Origin of the sequence: Stenotrophomonas sp. SAU14A_NAIMI4_5, from assembly GCF_003086795.1 — a bacterium.
In the GTDB taxonomy this organism is placed as follows: Bacteria; Pseudomonadota; Gammaproteobacteria; order Xanthomonadales; family Xanthomonadaceae; genus Stenotrophomonas.
Map to the genome: position 1 here is coordinate 3,104,566 of NZ_CP026003.1, position 18,745 is coordinate 3,123,310.

Below are 18,745 nucleotides of genomic sequence, written 5' to 3' on the forward strand. Positions count from 1 at the left end.
AGATACCGATGTACCGCAGGCTCATGCTTACAGCCCTGCTGCCTTTCGCGCTGCACGCCCCGCTCGCGCTGGCCGCCAAGCCTTCACCGGCCGCCGCACCGGATCCCACCGAGGATCCGATGATGATCACTGCCGGCTTCCTCAGCGGCCACCCGGACCTGCGCTTCCGCCTGCTGGGCATCGAAAAGCGCGATGCCGGCAAGATGGAACAGGCGTTCGGCTTCTTCCAGCGCGCCGGCTTCTATGCCGACAAGCCGTCGCAGGCGATGGTGGCGGAAATGCTGTGGAACGGCACCGGCACCCCGGTCAACCGCGCCCTTGCCTACGCCTGGATGGACCTGGCCGCCGAACGCGGCTATGAAGGTTTCCTCGACCTGCGCGAGCGCTACTGGGCCGCGTTGACGCCCGAGGAACGCGACCGTGCCCTGCAGGAAGGCCCGGCGGTCTATGCCCGTTTCGGCGATGAGGCCGCGCGCCCGCGCATCGATGCCGCGCTGCGCCGCGAACGCCGCCAGGTGACCGGCAGCCGCACCGGCGCGACCGGCAACCTGCGCATCGTGGTGCCCGGCCTGGTCGGCACTACGGAGATCGATGGCAGCAAGTTCTACGACGATCGCTACTGGGACCCGGAGAAGTACCAGGCCTGGCAGCATTCGGTGTGGGCCAAGCCCAAGGTCGCCCGGGTCGATGTCGGTGCGGCAACCCAGATCAAGGACGAAGCCGACCGCAAGACCCGCATCGAGGCCGGCGCACCGCAGGTGGATGCCCCCGAACCGCAGACCGCCGACGAACAGCCCAAGCTGGACAACGGCAAACCCTGATGTCTCCGCTGCCGGCCTTGTGCCGGCAGCGTTCTTTGCGCAGCCCGTGCGGCGACCTGCCCGATTCTGGCGGCTGTGCCGCGGCCCATGTGCAACGGGCCGGCGGCTTGCCATCGGCCATGACCTTCGACACCCTTGCATGACGGGCCGGCGGCGTATCGTTCGGCCCACGGCCGCCCTGCGGCCCTTCCCTGACTCACTCGGCCTGGAGGCCATACAAGTGACCCGTACTCCCAAGATCGTGCTGCTGACCCTGGCCGTTTCGGCCGCGCTGGTCGGCTGCGGCAAGACCGATACCCCGGCAAAGGACGCCGCCGCCTCCACGCCGGCCGCCACCGAGCAGGCCACCGCCTACACGCTCGACGAAGCCAAGCTGCCGGCCTACAACGCCTTCCAGGCCAGCGACCTGGACAGCACGCTGGACGCCTGCGGCGCCTTCGGTGACTACGTCAACGGCAAGTGGCTGGCCGCCAATGAGATTCCGGGCGACCGCACCAGCTGGGGCGCCTTCACCATCCTCGACGAGCGTTCGGTAGCGGTGCAGCACCAGCTGGCCGAGCAGGTCGCCCAGGTCAAGAACCCGAACCACATCGAGAAGATCGTCGGCGACCTGTGGGCCACCGGCATGGACGAGGCCAAGATCAACGCCCAGGGCATCGAGCCGCTGAAGGCCGACCTGGCCGCCATCGACGGCCTGCAGGACAAGGCCGCCATCGCCGATTACCTGCGCACCAGCGCCGCCAAGGGTGAAAACATCCTGTTCGGCTTCGGCGCCGAAGCGGACTTCAAGAACTCGGCCATGAACATGGCCTACGCCAGCCAGGGCGGCCTGGGCCTGCCGGACACCACCTACTACACCGACGCCAAGAATGCCGACAAGCTGAAGGCCTACCAGGCGCACGTCGCCAAGGTGCTGGAACTGTCGGGCGTGGCCGCTGCCGACGCCGCCAAGCAGGCCGAGGACGTGGTCAAGTTCGAGACCCGCCTGGCCAAGGCCTCCAAGTCGCGCGTGGAACTGTCGCGCAACGTCGAGCTGTTCTACAACCCGCTCACCCTGGCCGACGCCGACAAGCTGACCCCGAACTTCAGCTGGACCGAGTTCTTCAAGTCGCAGGGCGTTGCCGCACCGGAGAAGTTCTCGCTGGCCATGCCGGCCTTCCACGAGGAAGTGAGCAAGGCACTGGGCGACACCGACCCGTCGGTCTGGCGCGCCTACCTGCGCTTCCACACCGTCGACGGCGCTTCGCCGTACCTGGCTGACGCGTTCGTGCAGGAGAACTACGAGTTCTACGGCAAGACCCTCAATGGCCAGAAGGAACAGAAGCCGCGTTGGAAGCGCGTGCTGGGCACCATCGAGAACGACGCCGGCGAAGCTTTCGGCCAGCTGTACGTGAAGGTTGCCTTCTCGCCGGAAGCCAAGGCGAAGATGGAAGAACTGGTGAAGAACCTGGCCGCCTCGCTGAAGGAACGCATCCAGGGCCTGAGCTGGATGAGCGACGAAACCAAGGCCAAGGCCATCGCCAAGTGGGAAACCTTCACCCCGAAGATCGGTTACCCGGACAAGTGGCGTGACTGGGCCGGCCTGCAGACCCAGCGCGACAGCTACCTGGGCAACGTGCGCGCCGCCAACGAGTTCAACTACAAGTTCAACCTGTCCAAGGTCGGCAAGCCGGTGGACAAGACCGAGTGGGGCATGACCCCGCAGACCGTCAACGCCTACTACAACCCGCTGCAGAACGAGATCGTGTTCCCGGCCGCCATCCTGCAGCCGCCGTTCTTCGACCCGAAGGCCGACGACGCGCTGAACTACGGCGGCATCGGCGCGGTGATCGGCCACGAAATGACCCACGGTTACGACGACCAGGGCGCACGCTTCGGGCCGAGCGGCAACCTGGAAGACTGGTGGACCCCGGCTGACAAGAAGAACTTCGAAGGCCTGACCGGCAAGCTGGTCAAGCAGTTCGACCAGTACAAGGTCGACGGCCAGGCAGTGAATGGCCACCTGACCCTGGGCGAGAACATCGCCGACCTGGGTGGCCTGGCCACCGCCTACGACGCCCTGCAGAAGGCCACCGCCGGCAAGGAAGATCCGAAGGTCGACGGCTTCACCCGCGACCAGCGCTTCTTCTTCAACTGGGCCACCGTGTGGCGCACCAAGTACACCGCGGAAAACGCCAAGGTCCGCCTGGCCACAGACCCGCACGCCCCGGCGCAGTTCCGTGCCATGGGTGCGCCGTCGAACCTGCCGACCTTCGCCGCTGCGTTCCAGTGCAAGGCCGGCTCGCCGATGGCCCGCACCGGCGACCAGCAGGTGGTGATCTGGTAAGCCGCGGCTGACGCCAAGGTAGACCTTCAAAGGCCCGGGATTTCCCGGGCCTTTGCTTTTGGCGGGGTCGGATCCCCTGCGCGCAGCGCGAGGGCTCTGACCCCATGCAGGTGACACCATCCACGCATGGCGTGGATCTACTGGCCATGCCACCCGGTAGCGCCGGCGGCGCTGACCGGGGTCGGATCCCTTGCGCGCAGCGCGGGGGCTCTGACCCCATGCAGGTGACACCATCCACGCATGGCGTGGATCTACTGGCCACGCCACCCGGTAGTGCCGGCGGCGCTGACCGGGGTCGGATCCCTCGCGCGCAGCGCGAGGGCTCTGACCCCATGCAGGTGACACCATCCACGCATGGCGTGGATCTACTGGCCACACCACCCGGTAGCGCCGGGCCATGCCCGGCAGAAGCCGCGTGACGCATGCATCCCGTGCCCATGCACGGCTTGCTATAGTTCGCCCGCCCTCAATCCATCACGGATTCGTTCTACATGCCCAATTTCCGTCCGCTTGCCGTCGCCCTGGGTATCAGCCTGGCGACCCTGGTCCCGACCCACGATGCGTTCGCTGCCAAGAAGAAGGCCGTGCGCGCCCCGGCCGTCAGCGCCCAGTGCAGCGATTTCTACGATGCCACCAACGCGGACTGGCTGAAGGCCAACCCGGTGCCGCAGTCCGGCGCCGCCACCGCGCTGGGCCAGCTGGTCGACCGCAGCCGCCAGCAGCAGCGTGAACTGCTGGACGCCTCGATGAAGGCGCCGCAGGGCAACGTGCAGAAGCTGCTGGGCGACTTCTGGGCCAGCGGCCTGGACGAAGCCGCAGTGGAAGCCGATGGCTCCAACCCGATCGCCCCGCTGCTTACCCGCATCAACGCGATCAAGAAGGCCAAGGACGTCCCGGCCTCGATCGCCGCACTGCACCAGGTCGGCATCCCGGTGGCCTTCAACTTCGGCCCGGACGTGGACCTGAAGGCGCTGGACCGCCACATCGGCTACTTCATGCAGGGCGGCATGGGCCTGCCCGACCCGGCGTTCTACACCCGTACCGACGCCGACACCGTGGCCCTGATGGGCCGCTACCGCAACTACGTCAAGCAGATCCTGGCCCTGACCGGTACCCCGGCGGCCAAGCTGGATGCCGAGTCGCAGTCGGTGATCGAACTGGAAACCGAACTGGCCCGCAACGCGCAGTCGCTGGCCGGCATCAACAACCCGTTCAACAACTACGCGCCGATCTCGACCAAGGATCTCAACAGCCGCTACCGCAACCTGCAGCTGGATGCCTTCCTGAAGGCGCAGGGCGTGAACGACGACCTGGTCTCGCTGGCCGACCCGGGCCTTTTCAAGCAGCTCGACACGATGGTCACCAAGCTCAAGCCGGAACAGTGGAAGGCCTACCTGCGCTGGCGCGTGGGCGACTCGATGGCGCCGTACCTGTCCAAGGCCTACCGTGACGCCGAGTTCGAATTCCGCGGCCGCGTGCTGCGCGGTGAGACCCTGCCCGCGCAGCGCTGGGAAAACGTGCTGGACGCCATCAACGTGGCCGCTGGCCCGATGGTCGGCCGCGAGTATGCCGCCCGCTACCTGTCCGCCGAAGATCGACGCCAGGCGGCGTGGATCGTCGACAAGGTGCGCGAAGTGCAGATCGAGGCCGTCAAGAACAACACCTGGATGAGCGCCGAGGCCAAGGCCGAAGCACAGGCCAAGCTGGCCGCACTGAAGATCGAGATCGGCACCCCGCTGCGCGACCTGGATTACAGCGTGCAGCCGATGGGCCGTGGCTCGTTCGGTGGCAACATGCTGATCGCTTCGACCTGGCGCCATCGCGAGGAAATGAAGCGCATCGGCAAGGGCAACGCCGACCGTCGCTGGGACGTGCTGCCGCAGCAGCCGTCGCTGGCCTACGACCTGGCGCAGAACCGCCTGATCGTCACTGCCGCGATCCTGCAGGGCCCGGTGTTCAACGCCAAGGCCGACGCCGCCGACAAGTTCGGCAGCTTCGGTGGCCTGGTCGGCCACGAACTGAACCGTGCCATCGACGCCAAGGGCGCCCTGGTCGATGCCAAGGGTGAACTGCGCAGCTGGTGGACCCCGGCCGACAAGACCGCCTGGTCCCTGCTCGGCAGCCGCGTGGCCGCGCAGTACGGTGCCTACGACTTCCCGGGCGTGAAGGGTGCAAAGGTCAACGGCACGCTGACCCAGGAAGAGAACCTGGCCGACATCGCCGGCCTGGAACTGGCCTGGGCGGCGTACACCGCGCAGGAACCGAAGGCCACGCCGGCGCAGCAGCAGGGCTTCTTCCGCGCCTGGGCCGCCCTGTGGCCGCAGCAGCTGTCGCCGAACGAGGCCGCACGCCGCCTGACCGCCGACATCCGTGCACCGGGTCGCTGGCGCACCAACGGCCCGCTGTCGAACCTGCCGGCCTTCGGCGCGACCTTCAGCTGCAAGGCCGGCCAGCCGATGCAGCGCACCGACGCCGAGCAGATCAAGGTCTGGCGCTGAACCTGGCCGTGGTGCGGTAACGAAGAAGGCGCCTGAGGGCGCCTTTTTCGTGGGCGGCACCTGCAAAAAAAGACCCCGGCAGATGCCGGGGTCAAATGTCCTGCTGAAAGAGAGCGGCTTCTACATCAGAAGTCGTAGGACGCGGTCAGGCGAACCGAACGCGGCGCCGTGTAGTAGGTGCCGATGCCATAGGTGTTGGAGATCGTGTGCTGACCCGATTCATACGACGGATCGGACTGCAGCTGGCGACGCTGGTTGAGCACGTTGAACACGTCCAGGCCGAAAGCCAGCTTGTGGTCGGCAAAGGTCGGGCGATACATCACGCCCAGATCCAGGCGATAGGTCCACGGCTGGCGGCCGGCATCACCCGGACGCGACGGCTGGCCGTTGCAGTAGTGGTACGCCGACTCATAGCCGATCGGATCGCTGCCATCCGCGCCGTAGTAACCCAGGCAGCTCTTCGGCATGCCCGAAGAGATGAGCATGGTGGCCGACGCCGTCCACTCATCGTTGAACTGGTACGCGCCGTAGCCCTTCAGCTGGTGGCGACGATCGTTGGCCAGGTAGCCACCGGCGTACTCCATCAGGTAGTAGGAATCCCAGTCCTGGGTCTTGGACACGTCATCCTGGCCGATGTCCGACTTGACCTGGCCCTCGGTGTTGCCGAAGTTGCGCGACCAGGTGTAATCCAGGCGGCCGTACCACTTGTCGCTCAGCGGATGTTCGATGAACAGATCAACTGCGACGTAGCTTCGCTTGGCCTTGTTGCCGTTGTAGCCCCAGTCCGACGAGCTCATCTGCACCGGGGTGTAGCCCGAACCATCGGCGTGCTTGACCATGAAGGTGTTGGTCTTGCCCGGGTTGAAGATCACGCAGCCCGGCACTTCCACGCCGCTTGAATCAATCCCCATCGATTCGAGCTTGGCGTTGATCTGGTCGGAATCGCAGGTGTCGTCGATGGCCGCCTGCAGGCGACGGTAGGTGAACTTGGCACCGGTGTTCCAGGACGAACCCAGGGTCTTCTCGAAGCCCATGATGAATTCATCCTGGTACTGCGACTTCAGGTCGGTCGGTGCCACCGACAGCGGGTCCGGCGCAATGCCGTACTCGTCGTTGGTCGACACCGGGCCCGGGCCCAGCGCGGTCAGGTCGGTCGGGTTGCCGTCGGCATCGATGCCACCGTAGGTGAAGTACTCACGGGTATAGGTCGATGCCGATGCGCCACGGATCGCCACGCTGTTGGGCAGTGCCAGGTAGTAGCGGCCGAGGTTGGCGAACACCTTCAGCGACGAATCACCGAAGACGTCCCAGCTGGCGCCCAGGCGCGGGGCCCACTGGTCACCGCTCTCGACGTAGGCAACCGCCGAGCTGTTGTAGTTGGTGAACTTGTCGTTGCGCAGGCCCAGGGTCAGCAGCACGTTCGGGCTGACCTGCCAGCGGTCTTCCAGGTAATAGGCCTTCTGTTCCACCGACATGCTGGTGGTGGTGGAGAAGATGTACTTCTGCACGTAGTAGCCATCACCGCCCGGCGCAGCAATATCGAACGCCGGTGCCGGCGACGAACCCGGCGCGATGCGCGAATAGATCCAGGCGTAGCCCGGGCCGGTCATCGCCTGCCCTTCGTTGTGGCCCTGGTAGGTCATGTTGTCGATGCCGGCGGTCAGCTCGTGGCTGCCGATGCGGTACTGCAGGTCCACGCGCAGGCCACGGGTCTTGCTGCCTGCATCGGGCGACTTGGTGTAGAGCGCGGTCTGGTCGTTGCGGACCGGGGTACCACCGGTGATCGACGGATCCTGGTTGGTCGGGCCGCTGATGTAGGCGTTGGCCGAATCCTGCGGATTGAACTCCAGGTTGGATTCCTTGCTGCGTCCCCACACCGCGCTCAGGGTCAGATCATCGGTCAGGTACCCGGTGTACTTGAAGATGTCGAACTCGTCCTTGAGCTTGGTCGTGTTGGCGAAAGTGCCGGTACGCTCGCCCTCGCTCATTGTGTCGTAGTCGAAATCGCGGTAGTAGCTGCCGTAGCGGTCCGTGTTCTCGACACGGGTGTACTCCAGCGTGTTGCTGTCGTTGATGTTCCAGTCGATCTTGCCGTAGAACTTCGGCGTGTCGTAGGTGTAGTGGCTGCGGACCTGCTGCGCGGCTTCACCGGCGCTGGTGGAAACGCCTTCGGTGCGATCCTTCTCGGCGGCGAGGTGGATGAACAGACGGTCCTCGATCAGCGGGCCGCTGACATAGCCGCTGTAGGAGGTGCGGGTCGCCTTGTCGCCCTTGCGCGAGCGGTACAGGGAGCCGGCCACGGTGCCGGTGTCATCCTCGAGCTCGAACCCCGGAGGCGCGGTGTGATTGGGGTAGTAGATGTCGCGCGGCGATTCCGCCAGCGAGTCGGGCGACCAGGTGGTCTGGAAGCCGAACTTCCACTCGTTGGTGCCGCGCTTGCCCAGCTGGTTGATCACGCCACCGGTGGAGCGGCCGTAGCCCGCACCGTAGCCACCCATGAAGGTTTCCTGCTGGTCGATCGAGCCGTACGGCAGGCTCACACCGCCCATTGCGCTGAGCGGATTGGTCGCGTTGAAGCCGTTCAGGTAGTACGCGTTCTCGGTGACGCTGGAGCCGCCGAACGACAGCACCGAGCGCGAGCCGTTGGAGAACTCGCCGCTGCCGGCGACCACGCCCGGCGCGAGCAGCGCGATGGCTTCGGCGCTGCGGCCCAGCGGCAGCACGTCCAGCTGTTCAGAGGTGATGACCGACTTGGAGACCGTGTTGGTCACGTCGATCTTCGGAATGTTGGCCGCAGTGACGTTCACGGCATCGAGGTTGGTGGCGCCGCCGCTGGCGGACTGGCCAAAGGAAACTTCCGTGCCGACGCCGACCTTCAGAAGTACGTTGTCACGCTTCTCGACCACCTGCCCGTCACGCTCGAGGCTGATGGAGTAACGGCCCACCGGCAGCGAGCCGAGGGTGTAGCGGCCGTTTGCATCGACGTTGGCGCTTCGCTTGAGGCCCGAATCACTCTGCACGACCACCGTGGCGCCTGCGGCGGCCGGGGCGTTGCCATACAGGGAACCGGTGGTGCTCTGCGCCGCTGCGGCGCCGACGAACGAGGTCAGGACAACGGCCAGTGCCGTGCGCTTCAGCCGGATGGCCGTCTTGCTATAGGACATGAAATTTCCTTGTTTCGTGAAAAGACACACTTACGTTTCAGGCTCGCTGCATCAATGTTCGATCATGAAAACAGCTGAATAGGATATTAATTTCATAAAAGTTTAACTTGCAAGGCTTACTGGATGATATTTTATGTCGTTGATTTTATTGATTTTATTTTGATACAAACGAAAACATTCATTTACATTTCATTTAACTGAGACATTGCGGCATTCATTTGACCGCTTATGCGCGGCGCGGGCGCGCTGATTTCGAAAGATGCCACGAGCATTTACTTTCGTTTCCCCGCACTGGGCGGCGGCGCGAGGCGACAACGAAAAAAGGCGCCCTGGGGCGCCTTCGCTGGTGTGATGGGGTATCCGTGCCTGCCGTGGATCCATGCAGGCAGGTCGCTGGAAAAAGGGCCCTGACGGATCAGGGCCAAGCCAACCTTTGCGGAGAGAGAGAGCCGCTGTTCGCGCAGGTCAGAAGTCGTAGGAGGCGCTCAGGCGCACCGTCCGCGGGGCCGTGAAGTAGCTGCCCATGCCGTAGAGGTTGGAGACCGTGTCCGGTCCGGTCTGGTACTTGGCGGTCGACTGCAGTTGGCGCCGCTGGTTGAGCACGTTGAAGACACTCAGGCCCAGGCCCAGCCGGTTGTCAGCGAACCCGGGGCGGTACATCACGCCCATGTCCAGCTGCGCCGTCCACGGCTGCCGACCCGCGTCGCCGGGGCGCGACGGCCTGCCGTTGCAGTAGTGGTAGGCCGATCCGTAGCCATTGAGAGGATCGCTCTGGTCACTGCCGTAGTAGCCGAGGCAGTTTTTCGGCATGCCCGACATCACCCGCACCGTGGCAGATGCGGTCCATTCGTCATTGATCTGGTAGGCGCCGAATGCCTTGAACTGGTGCCGCCGATCATTGGCGAGGTAGCCACCGGCGTACTCCATCAACGCCGCCGCATCCCAGTCCTGGGTCTTGGACACATCGCTCTGGCCAATATCCGACCTCACCTGCCCTTCGGTGTTGCCGAAGCTGCGCGACCAGGTGTAGTCCAGCCGGCCGTACCAGCCGTCGGACATCGGGTGCTCGATGAACACATCCAGCGCGACATACTGGCGCTTCGCCTTCTTGCCGTCGTAGCCCCAGTCCGTCGAACTCATGCTGACCGGCGTGTAGCCGGAGCCATCACGGTGCCGCAGCTGGAACGTGTTGGTGGCACCTGGATTGAAGATCACGCAACCGGGAAGATCGAAGCTGTCGGCATCCAGACCCATGCCTGCCAGCCGGTCGACGAAGCGGTCGGCATCGCAGGTATCGTCAATGGCCGACTGCAGTTGCCGGTAGGTGACCTTGCCGCCGGTGTTCCAGCGGCTGCCCAGGGTCTTCTCGAAGCCGAGGATCAGCTCGTCCTGATACTGCGACTTCAGGTCGGTCGGCGCCACCGCCAGCGGATCCGGCGCCTGCCCGTACTCGCCATTGGCCGACACCGGCCCCGGCCCCAGCGGCGTCAGGCCGGTCGGGTTGCCGTTGGCATCGATGCCGGTATAGGTGAAGTACTCACGCGTGTAGGTTGATGCGGAAGCGCCACGGATGGCCACGCTGTTGGGCAATGCCAGGTAGTAGCGGCCCAGGTTGGCGAACAGCTTCAACGACGCATCACCGAAAACATCCCAGCTGGCGCCCAGGCGTGGCGCCCACTGGTCGCCGCTCTCCACGTAGGCGCGGCCATCGCTGTTGAAGTTGGTGAAGCGGTCGTTGCGCAGGCCGAGCGTCAGCAGCCAGTCGGGCGTCAGCTGCCAGCGGTCCTCCAGGTAATAGGCCCGCTGCTTCACCGACATGCTGGTGGTGGTGGAGAAAATGTACTTCTGCACGAAGTAGCCATTTCCCCCCGGGGGTGCGATGCCGAAGCCCGGGCTGGGCGAGGCGCCCGGATTGCCACGCGAATAGATCCAGGCATGGCCGGGGCCCGTCATGGATTCGCCTTCGTTGGTGGCCCGGTAGGTCATGTTGTCGACACCGGCGGTCAACTCATGGTTGCCGATGCGGTACTGCAGGTCCATGCGCAGCCCGTGCGTCGTGCTGCCTGCATCCGGTGCCTTGGTGTACAGATCGGGCTGGTCGTTGCGGATCGGCGTGCCGCCGTTCAACGCGGGATCCTGGTTGCCGGCGCCGTTGATGTAGGGGTTGCCCGAGTCCAGCGGATTGAACTTGAGGTTGCTGGTGCGGGCGCGCCCCCACACGGCACTGAAGGTCAGCGCGTCGCTGAGGTAGCCGGTGTACTTGAAGATATCGACGTCGGTACTGGACTTTGCCACGTTGGGGAACGTACCGGTGCGATCCCCTTCGGACAGCGTCTCGTAGTCGAAGTCCCGGTAGTAGCCGCCGGTACGATCGGTGTCCTGGAAGCGCGTGTATTCCAGCGTGTTGCTGTCGTTGATGTTCCAGTCGATCTTGCCGTAGAACTTCGGTGTATCCGCACGGTAGTGGTTGCGCACCTGCTGCGCGGCGGCCTCGTTGGCGGTTGCAACACCCTCGCGACGGTTCGATTCGGCGGCAAGATGGATGAACAGCCTGTCTTCGATCAACGGCCCACTGACATAGCCGCTGTAGGTGGTCGTGGTGGACTTGTCACCGCGCCGGTAGCGGTACAGCGTGCCCGGCCTGGCCTCGTTCTCGTAGGCATATCCCTCCGGCAGGGTCATGTCCGGGTAGTTCACCGACGCCGGAGATTCGGCCAGCCCGGCAGGCGACCAGGTGACCTGCGCGCCGAACCGCCACGCGTTGGTGCCACGCTTGCCGACCTGGTTGATGACGCCACCGGTGGAACGGCCATACGCCGCACCATAGCCGCCGGTGAAGGTTTCCTGCTGGTCGATGGAGCCGTAAGGAAGGCTGACGCCGCCCAGGTAGTTGAGTGGATTGGTGACGTTGAAGCCATTGAGGTAATACGCGTTCTCGGTGACGCTGGAGCCACCGAACGACAGGACCGATCGCGACCCGTTGGAGAAGGCACCGCTGCCGGCCACCACGCCCGGCGCCAGCAGCGCGATGGATTCAGCGCTGCGCCCCAGCGGCAGCACGTCCAGCTGCTCGGAGGTGATGACCGACTTGGACACGGTGTGGCTCACATCGATCTTCGGCAGGTTCGCCGCGGTGACGTTGACCGCTTCCAGCGTGGTGGCTGGGCCATGTGCGGCGAAGCTCACTTCGGTACCGCTGCCCACGCGCAGCTGCACGTCGTCGCGCTGTTCGAGGATGCGCCCGTCGCGCTGCAGGCTGATGCTGTAGCGGCCCACCGGCAGCGCGCCAAAGCTGTAGCGCCCCTGCGCATCGATGGCCGCCGTGCGCCTGAGGCCGCTGTCACTCTGGGCGACGACGGTCGCGCCTTCGGAGCCGGCGGCGGTGCCGTGCAGCGTGCCGGTGGTGCTCTGCGCAGCGACGCTGCCGACGATGGAAAACAACACTGCTGAAAGCGCGCTGCGCTTCAGCACGCGATGTGCGGATGCAAATGCCATGAACTCTCTCCGGTGATGGAACTGCCGGAGCGTTATAGGCACGGGCCTGGCGTGTGCGGCAGTGCTGAAACCGGCGATGAAGTGCGCGGAATTCGCCACGACACAGCGCTCGGCGCGGGCCCGGATTCACGCCATGCGCTTGAAAATCCTGGACATTCGGCGGGTCTCGCAACCGCCTGTACGCACGCCCGAACCGCCCCACCACAGGCGATATACGTCACACCAGAAGCGCTGCCGCGCGCCATGCAGCGTCCGAAGCGACAGCACGTCGATCCGATTCCGACACACCCGCTGCATGCACGCAGCGGTAATCCTCACGCCGGCTCCAGCGTCCCCCGGTAATGCACGATGCGGCCCACCAGCGGCGCACCGATCTCCACGTCGAACACGAAACGTCCATCCACTTCGTACTCGAAGCTGTCATCGCCCGGCAGCAGCGCGCGCGGCAGCGGGATGCCCAGCAGCGACCAGCGACGTGGCACCAGCTGCAGCCGACCGCCCTCGACCACCACGGCCAGCGCCACCGACACGGCGCCGAAGCGTTCAACCAGCAGCGCCTCGTTGCGGCCACGCCCTTCGGTCTGCAGCGAGGAGAAACGGCGCCCGGCAAACGTGCGCGTCCAGCGCTCGCCGCCCGCTTCCGGCGCGAAGGCGACGCTCACCGGCACCTGCTCGCCCGCAGCCGGGAAACCAAACACCACGCCCAGCAGCCGCGACAGCAGGCCACTGCCTCGCTGCACCTGCGCCCTGCCCTGCCAGCACCGCGCCGCACCCGGCGCATGCAGGGCCTGCACGGCTGTGGGCAACTGCGAATAGGCATCGCCGAGCACGCGCTGGTACAGGCTGGCGCCGGGCATGTCCTGGCGGAAACCGGTATGGATGGTGCGGCCGGAAAACACCTGGTCGTAGTCGGTCAGTTCCAGCGCATGCGTTGCCGGGCGCGCGCCCGGCGCCGGCCGTTCGCCGGCGAGCTGCTTGCGGATCAGCGCCTCGATGGCCATCGACGGAATGTAGGGACCGTCATCGGCTTCGGCCAGCAGGTGCCAGCTCTGCTGCACGGGCAAGCCATCACGCACGCCAAGTGCGCGCACGATCATGCCGCCGCGATGCTCGCCGAACTTCATCAGGTTCAGCACGGTGTAGAACAGCCGCGAGCACGGTTCCAGCGACGGCAGGCGCAGGTGCTGGCGGGCCTTGGCCAGCAGGTTGAGGATGCGGTGCAGGATCTCCGGCACCGGGCCGGCGCCGATCCAGATATCGGTCAGCGTGGGGTGCTCCGGCGGCAGCACCTGCAGGTCGGGCACGTCCACCAGCGAGAAATGCAGGTTGCGCAGCGGTATCCGGCCCGGCACCGCCACGGTGAAGCGGCGGCTTTCGGCCAGGCCCACGCCGTGGCCATCACGCCCGCCGCGACGCAGCTTCACCGGTGACCCGGCATAACCGACCACCGCGCGCATCACGTTCAGGCCGATGCCTGCGTAGGGCGACGGCGCAATACCGCCTTCCACGCTGAGGATGTCCATGCGCGTGGCCATCACCCGCAACACGGCGGCGGTCAGCACCGGGAAGCTGCTGACCCCGGACAGCACGTAGACGCCGGCCGCGCGCGCCTGCGCGTCGAACTGCGAGACACCGAACACGAAGTCGGCGGCGTCTGCGAAATCCAGATAATCGATGCCGGCAGCGATGCAGGCCTCGATGGCCGCATAGCGCTGGCTGCCGTACTCCTGGAAGGGACCGGACGCATCGATCAGCAGATCGGGCCCTTCGGCCAGCAGGGTCGGCGCCAGCTCCTGCCGGTCCACCCGCAGCGGCCGCACGCGCGCTTCGCCGCGGAAGTCCGCGCAGAAGGCCTGCGCCGCCGCCAGGGTGCGCCCGGCCACCAGCAGCTCCAGCTGCGGCAGGTCCGCCAGCAGCTGCACCAGGCGCCCTCCAAATACCCCATATCCGCCCAGGATCAGGATCTTCACGCGTCGTCCTTGTCGTACTGCGATGGAAGGGAACTGCTCTGCCATCGCATGGTAGCGCGGTCCTGCAGTGCAGCACGATCCCGCATTAACACCGCCCGTGCTATCGCTGCGCCTTCGACCGCTGCGGAGCCGATCATGACCGTCAGGAACATCATCTGCGTGTGGTACGACAAGGAGGCGCTGGATGCGGCCACCTTCTACGCCAACACCTTCCCCGACAGTGCGGTGACCGCCGTGCACCACGCGCCGGGCGATTACCCGGCCGGCCAGGAGGGCGCGGTGCTCACCGTCGAGTTCACCGTCTGCGGCGTTGCCTGCGTCGGCCTCAATGGCGGCCCGGCGTTCAAGCACAGCGAAGCGTTCTCGTTCCAGATCCAGACCGCAGACCAGGCCGAGACCGACCGGCTGTGGAACGCCATCGTCGGCAACGGCGGCCAGGAAAGCGACTGCGGCTGGTGCAAGGACCGCTGGGGCGTGTCGTGGCAGATCAGCCCGCGCATGCTCATCGAAGCGGTGACCAGCCCGGACAAGGCACTGGCGAAACGCGCGTTCAACGCCATGATGCCGATGAAGAAGATCGACATCGCCACCATCGAAGCGGCGATTGCCGACGCATGAGCCACTGGGACGCGATCATCGTCGGCGGTGGCCACAACGGACTGGTGTGCGCCGCCTACCTGGCGAAAGCCGGCAAGAAGGTGCTGGTGCTGGAGCGCCGCGGCGTGCTGGGCGGTGCGGCGGTCACCGAGGAGTTCCATCCCGGCTTCCGCAACTCGGTGGCTTCCTACACCGTGTCGCTGCTGCAGCCGAAGGTGATCGACGACCTGCAGCTGCACGCGCATGGACTGCGCATCATCAACCGGCCGGCCAACAACTTCCTGCCGCTGGACGACGGCCGCTATCTGCTGTCGGCACCGGGCCGCACCCAGGCCGAGGTGGCGAAGTTCTCCGAGCGCGATGCGCAGCGGCTGCCCGAGTACGAGGCGCGGCTGGAGATCTTCGCCGACGTGCTGCGTGCATGGGCGCTGCGTGCGCCGCCCGACCTCGGCGTGGCCGGCGGATGGCGCGCCCTGCCCGCGCTGTGGCAGATGGGGCGCCTGGGCCGCGAACTGGCCTCGCTGGATGCGTCGCTGCGGCAGGAGCTGCTGGACCTGTTCACCCTGTCGGCCGCCGAGTACCTGGACCGCTGGTTCGAGAGCGAACCGATCAAGGCGCTGTTCGGCTTCGATGGCATCGTCGGCAACTTCGCCAGCCCGTACACGCCGGGCAGCGCGTATGTGCTGCTGCACCACGTGTTCGGCCAGTGCAACGGTGTGAAAGGTGCCTGGGGCCACGCGATCGGTGGCATGGGCGCGATCAGCCAGGCGATGGCGGCGGCGGCGCGCGAGGCCGGTGCCGAGCTGCGCGTGGATGCGGGCGTGCGGCGCGTGCTGGTCGAGCAGGGGCGCGTGGCCGGTGTGGAGTTGAGCAGCGGCGAAACGCTGCGCGCACGTGCGGTGGTCGCCAACGTCAATCCCAAGCTGCTGTACGAACAACTGCTGGAGCCAACGCAGGTGCCGCCGGCGACGCGCGAGCGGATGGTGCAGTGGCGCTGCGGCTCGGGCACGTTCCGGATGAACGTCGCACTGTCGCGGCTGCCGGATTTCCGCGCCCTGCCCGGCCCCGGCGACCACCTCAGCGCCGGCATCATCATGGCGCCCAGCCTGGACTACATGGACCGCGCCTGGCTGGATGCGCGGCGTGACGGCTGGTCGCGCGAGCCGATCGTGGAGATGCTGATTCCCAGCACGCTGGACGATTCGCTGGCCCCGCCCGGGCAGCATGTGGCCAGCCTGTTCTGCCAGCACGTGGCGCCGGTGCTGCCTGGTGGGCGGCACTGGGATGATCATCGGGACGAGGTGGCCGACCTGATGATCGCCACCGTCGATCGCCTTGCGCCGGGCTTCGCCGGCAGCGTACTGGGCCGGCAGGTGCTGTCACCGCTGGATCTGGAGCGGACCTTCGGCCTGGTCGGCGGCGATATCTTCCACGGCGCGCTCAGTGCCAACCAGTTGTTCTCGGCGCGGCCGATGGTCGGACAGGCCGGCTATCGCGGTGCGCTGCCGGGGCTGTACCTGTGTGGGTCGGGTACCCATCCCGGCGGCGGCGTGACCGGTGCACCGGGGCACAATGCCGCGCAGGTGGTGCTGCAGGATCTGTAGATCCACGCCATGCGTGGATGCTGGCACCGTGTGCCGACCAACGGTCGGCACCTACCCGCGTGAAGTGAGGCGCGTCGCGCCTTACTTCACGCTGCGCAGGTGGTTCGGGCGCTTGCGTGGGCCGGGTGGGCCGGGCGGGCGACGCTTGTTGAACGGCGGCTGCCCGCGCCAGTAGCGGATCAGCAGCCAGCCGAACAGCATGCCGCCGAGGTGGGCCAGATGGGCGACGCCCGGATCCCAACCGGTCATGGCCATGACCACCTCGGTCACACCCATCAATATCACGAAGGTCCGCGCCGTCATCGTGATTGGCGGGAACAGCAGCCGCATCACCCGGTCGCCGAACACCATGCCGTACCCCAGCAGCAGGCCGAACACACCGCCCGAAGCGCCCAGCACCGTGGCCGGGTTGTCCAGCATCGTTCCCACGATCAGCTGGCAGACGCCGGCACCGGCGATGCAGACCAGGTAGAAGACCAGGAACCGCTTCTCGCCCCAGGTCTGTTCCAGCGGCGAGCCAAGCAGGAACAGCAGCAACATGTTGAAGAACAGGTGCGCAAAGCCGCTGTGCAGGAAGCCATAGGTCAGCAGCTGCCACGGCTGGAAATTGCCGCCCGGGGAAAACGCATCGAAACCCTGCTGCCACGGCTGCAGCATGAACGGCTCGAAGGTCTGCATGCCGAGCAGGAACGGCTGCTGCAGCAGGAACAGGATCACGTTGGCGATCAGCAGAGCCTTGGTGACGGTGGGCAGTCGCGGGAACATGGGAATACCGGCATGGAACGGCCTCCATCATAGCCGCAGCCTCACGACAGCGTGGCGACCGCCCTGCCCGTTCCGTTCAGTCGCCGCTGGTGATCAGCCCGGGCCCCAGATCGCCGCGTCCAGCGCGGCAGCCGGATCGCTGGCAGGCATGCGCACGCGGCCGTTTTCCACCACCACGCCTTCGGCACGCAGCCGCTGCGACTGCTCGCGCCAGCCGGCCGAACCTTCGGCCATGGCGATGCGCCCGTCCGAGCGCAGCACGCGGTGCCAGGGCAGGTCCGGGTCTTCGTTCTGGCCGAGGATGCGCGCGGTCAGGCGCGCGCGCCCGGGCAGGCCGGCGCGCATCGCGACCTGGCCATAGCCCAGCACCTGGCCCGGCGGGATCGCACGGATCACCGCCAGGATGCGGTCGCGCGCCTGCTCCGGCGTCAGCGCCGCAGGCGGGTCACCAGCAGTACGCCGATCAGCACCAGCACGGTACCGGCGATCTGCGCCGGCCCCATCGGCTCGTCGAGCAGCCATAGACTCATCACGATGGTGGAAACCGGGCCCAGCATACCCACCTGCGCAGCCAGCGACGAGCCGACGCGCTGCACCGCCAGCATGATCGCCAGCACCGGCAGCACGGTGCACACGGTGGCGTTGACCAGCGACAGCCATTGCACCGGCGCCGGTGCCTGCCACAGCAGCGGCAGCGGATGGGTGATGGCGAAATGCAGCAGCACCAGCACGCCGGCCACGCAGCTGGCATAGGCAGTCAGCCTTACCGCACCGATGCGCGCGACCACCTGGCCGCTGCCGAACAGGTACAGCGCGTAGCTGAGCGCGCTGCCCAGCACCAGCAGGCTGCCGACGATGATCTGCCCGCCCTCGCGCTGCAGGTCATGGCCGAAGGCCAGCAGCACGCCCAGGTAGCTCAGCACCAGCGCCGCGACCTGCCAGCGGCCCGGGCGCTGCCGCGCCAGCAGCACGTTGATCAGCAGCACCAGGGTCGGGTTCAAGTACAGGATCAGCCGTTCCAGGGTCACGCTGATGTACTGCAGGCCCTGGAAATCGAGCAGGCTGGACAGGTAGTAGCCGGTGAAGCCCAGCCACAGCACGCGGGCACGGTCGGCCCAGGACAGCGGTTCGGCACGGCGCGCCGACCACAGGGCCATCAGCACGAACAGCGGCAGCGCCATCAGCATGCGCAGGGCAAGCAGCGTGGTGGCATCGACGCCGTGGCGCAGGCCCAGCTTGACGATGATGGCCTTGCCAGACGCGGCGATGGCACCGACCGCAGCCAGGCCGATGCCGCCCAGGGCAATGCGCGGGGAGGCCGTAGCGATGCGGGGGGAAGGGTTGGACATCAGGACGACGGCAGGCCGCAGGGTGCGGCCATGGGTATGTGGGGACGCGCATTGTCGCATGCGGGCGCCCGCTGCCCGCCTTGTAGAGTCGAGCCATGCTCGACTGACTTCCCACCGCAGTCGAGCATGGCTCGACTCTACAGATGGGCGCAGCCG

The 18,745-nt window shown here is 66.4% G+C and carries 11 protein-coding genes; 5 read left to right on the forward strand and 6 right to left on the reverse strand.

Annotation, left to right across the window (positions count from 1 at the left end; genetic code table 11):
• The first annotated feature begins 23 nt into the window (after positions 1-23).
• From C1925_RS14505 to C1925_RS14515, 3 genes are all read left to right on the forward strand, one after another.
• Entirely contained in the window at positions 24-821 is a 798-nt protein-coding gene (locus tag C1925_RS14505) for an SEL1-like repeat protein (RefSeq protein WP_159097532.1), read from the forward strand.
• A 220-nt stretch (positions 822-1,041) separates the two neighbouring features.
• Positions 1,042-3,147: a M13-type metalloendopeptidase gene (locus tag C1925_RS14510; RefSeq protein ID WP_108769495.1), complete on the forward strand. Its 2,106-nt coding sequence runs from the start codon at positions 1,042-1,044 to the stop codon at positions 3,145-3,147.
• A gap of 491 nt (positions 3,148-3,638) precedes the next feature.
• Positions 3,639-5,645 carry a M13 family metallopeptidase gene (locus C1925_RS14515; protein WP_108769496.1) on the forward strand — a complete coding sequence of 669 codons (2,007 nt, stop codon included), beginning with the start codon at positions 3,639-3,641 and terminating at the stop codon, positions 5,643-5,645.
• Between the two features lie 125 nt (positions 5,646-5,770).
• On the opposite strand, the gene C1925_RS14520 is transcribed toward C1925_RS14515, so the two are convergent.
• From C1925_RS14520 to C1925_RS14530, 3 genes are all read right to left on the reverse strand, one after another.
• On the reverse strand, positions 5,771-8,809 hold the full coding sequence (locus tag C1925_RS14520; RefSeq protein ID WP_108769497.1) for a carboxypeptidase regulatory-like domain-containing protein: 3,039 nt from the start codon (positions 8,807-8,809) through the stop codon (positions 5,771-5,773).
• A gap of 465 nt (positions 8,810-9,274) precedes the next feature.
• Positions 9,275-12,304, reverse strand: a complete 3,030-nt coding sequence (locus tag C1925_RS14525) for a TonB-dependent receptor (protein ID WP_108769498.1) — start codon at positions 12,302-12,304, stop codon at positions 9,275-9,277.
• A gap of 314 nt (positions 12,305-12,618) precedes the next feature.
• A complete protein-coding gene (locus C1925_RS14530; protein ID WP_108769499.1) occupies positions 12,619-14,274 on the reverse strand; it encodes an SDR family oxidoreductase in 1,656 nt (551 codons plus the stop codon).
• A 135-nt stretch (positions 14,275-14,409) separates the two neighbouring features.
• Here C1925_RS14530 and C1925_RS14535 point away from each other — a divergent pair, with 135 nt between their 5' ends.
• A complete protein-coding gene (locus C1925_RS14535; protein WP_108769500.1) occupies positions 14,410-14,892 on the forward strand; it encodes a VOC family protein in 483 nt (160 codons plus the stop codon).
• Entirely contained in the window at positions 14,889-16,475 is a 1,587-nt protein-coding gene (locus C1925_RS14540) for an NAD(P)/FAD-dependent oxidoreductase (RefSeq protein ID WP_108769501.1), read from the forward strand. Before C1925_RS14535 ends, C1925_RS14540 begins: the two co-directional genes overlap by 4 nt.
• A gap of 81 nt (positions 16,476-16,556) precedes the next feature.
• On the opposite strand, the gene C1925_RS14545 is transcribed toward C1925_RS14540, so the two are convergent.
• The 3 genes from C1925_RS14545 to C1925_RS14555 form a co-directional block, all read right to left on the reverse strand.
• The gene (locus C1925_RS14545; RefSeq protein ID WP_108769502.1) at positions 16,557-17,240 is read right to left on the reverse strand and encodes a rhomboid family intramembrane serine protease; all 684 of its coding nucleotides are present in this window, start codon (positions 17,238-17,240) and stop codon (positions 16,557-16,559) included.
• A gap of 93 nt (positions 17,241-17,333) precedes the next feature.
• Positions 17,334-17,672, reverse strand: a complete 339-nt coding sequence (locus tag C1925_RS14550; RefSeq protein ID WP_254051438.1) for an MGMT family protein — start codon at positions 17,670-17,672, stop codon at positions 17,334-17,336.
• Positions 17,669-18,589 (reverse strand): DMT family transporter, encoded by a 921-nt coding sequence (locus C1925_RS14555; RefSeq protein ID WP_108769503.1) that lies wholly within the window; start codon positions 18,587-18,589, stop codon positions 17,669-17,671. The genes C1925_RS14550 and C1925_RS14555 overlap by 4 nt, the downstream gene beginning before the upstream one ends.
• Between the last annotated feature and the right edge of the window lie 156 nt (positions 18,590-18,745).

What these genes read in the sequence shown, in the direction of transcription:
- C1925_RS14505 (WP_159097532.1), top strand. Translation starts at nt 24, where the DNA reads ATGCTTACAGCCCTGCTGCCTTTCGCGCTGCACGCCCCGCTCGCGCTG.
- C1925_RS14515 (WP_108769496.1), top strand. Translation starts at nt 3,639, where the DNA reads ATGCCCAATTTCCGTCCGCTTGCCGTCGCCCTGGGTATCAGCCTGGCG.
- C1925_RS14520 (WP_108769497.1), bottom strand. Translation starts at nt 8,809, where the DNA reads ATGTCCTATAGCAAGACGGCCATCCGGCTGAAGCGCACGGCACTGGCC.
- C1925_RS14525 (WP_108769498.1), bottom strand. Translation starts at nt 12,304, where the DNA reads ATGGCATTTGCATCCGCACATCGCGTGCTGAAGCGCAGCGCGCTTTCA.
- C1925_RS14535 (WP_108769500.1), top strand. Translation starts at nt 14,410, where the DNA reads ATGACCGTCAGGAACATCATCTGCGTGTGGTACGACAAGGAGGCGCTG.
- C1925_RS14540 (WP_108769501.1), top strand. Translation starts at nt 14,889, where the DNA reads ATGAGCCACTGGGACGCGATCATCGTCGGCGGTGGCCACAACGGACTG.
- C1925_RS14545 (WP_108769502.1), bottom strand. Translation starts at nt 17,240, where the DNA reads ATGTTCCCGCGACTGCCCACCGTCACCAAGGCTCTGCTGATCGCCAAC.
- C1925_RS14555 (WP_108769503.1), bottom strand. Translation starts at nt 18,589, where the DNA reads ATGTCCAACCCTTCCCCCCGCATCGCTACGGCCTCCCCGCGCATTGCC.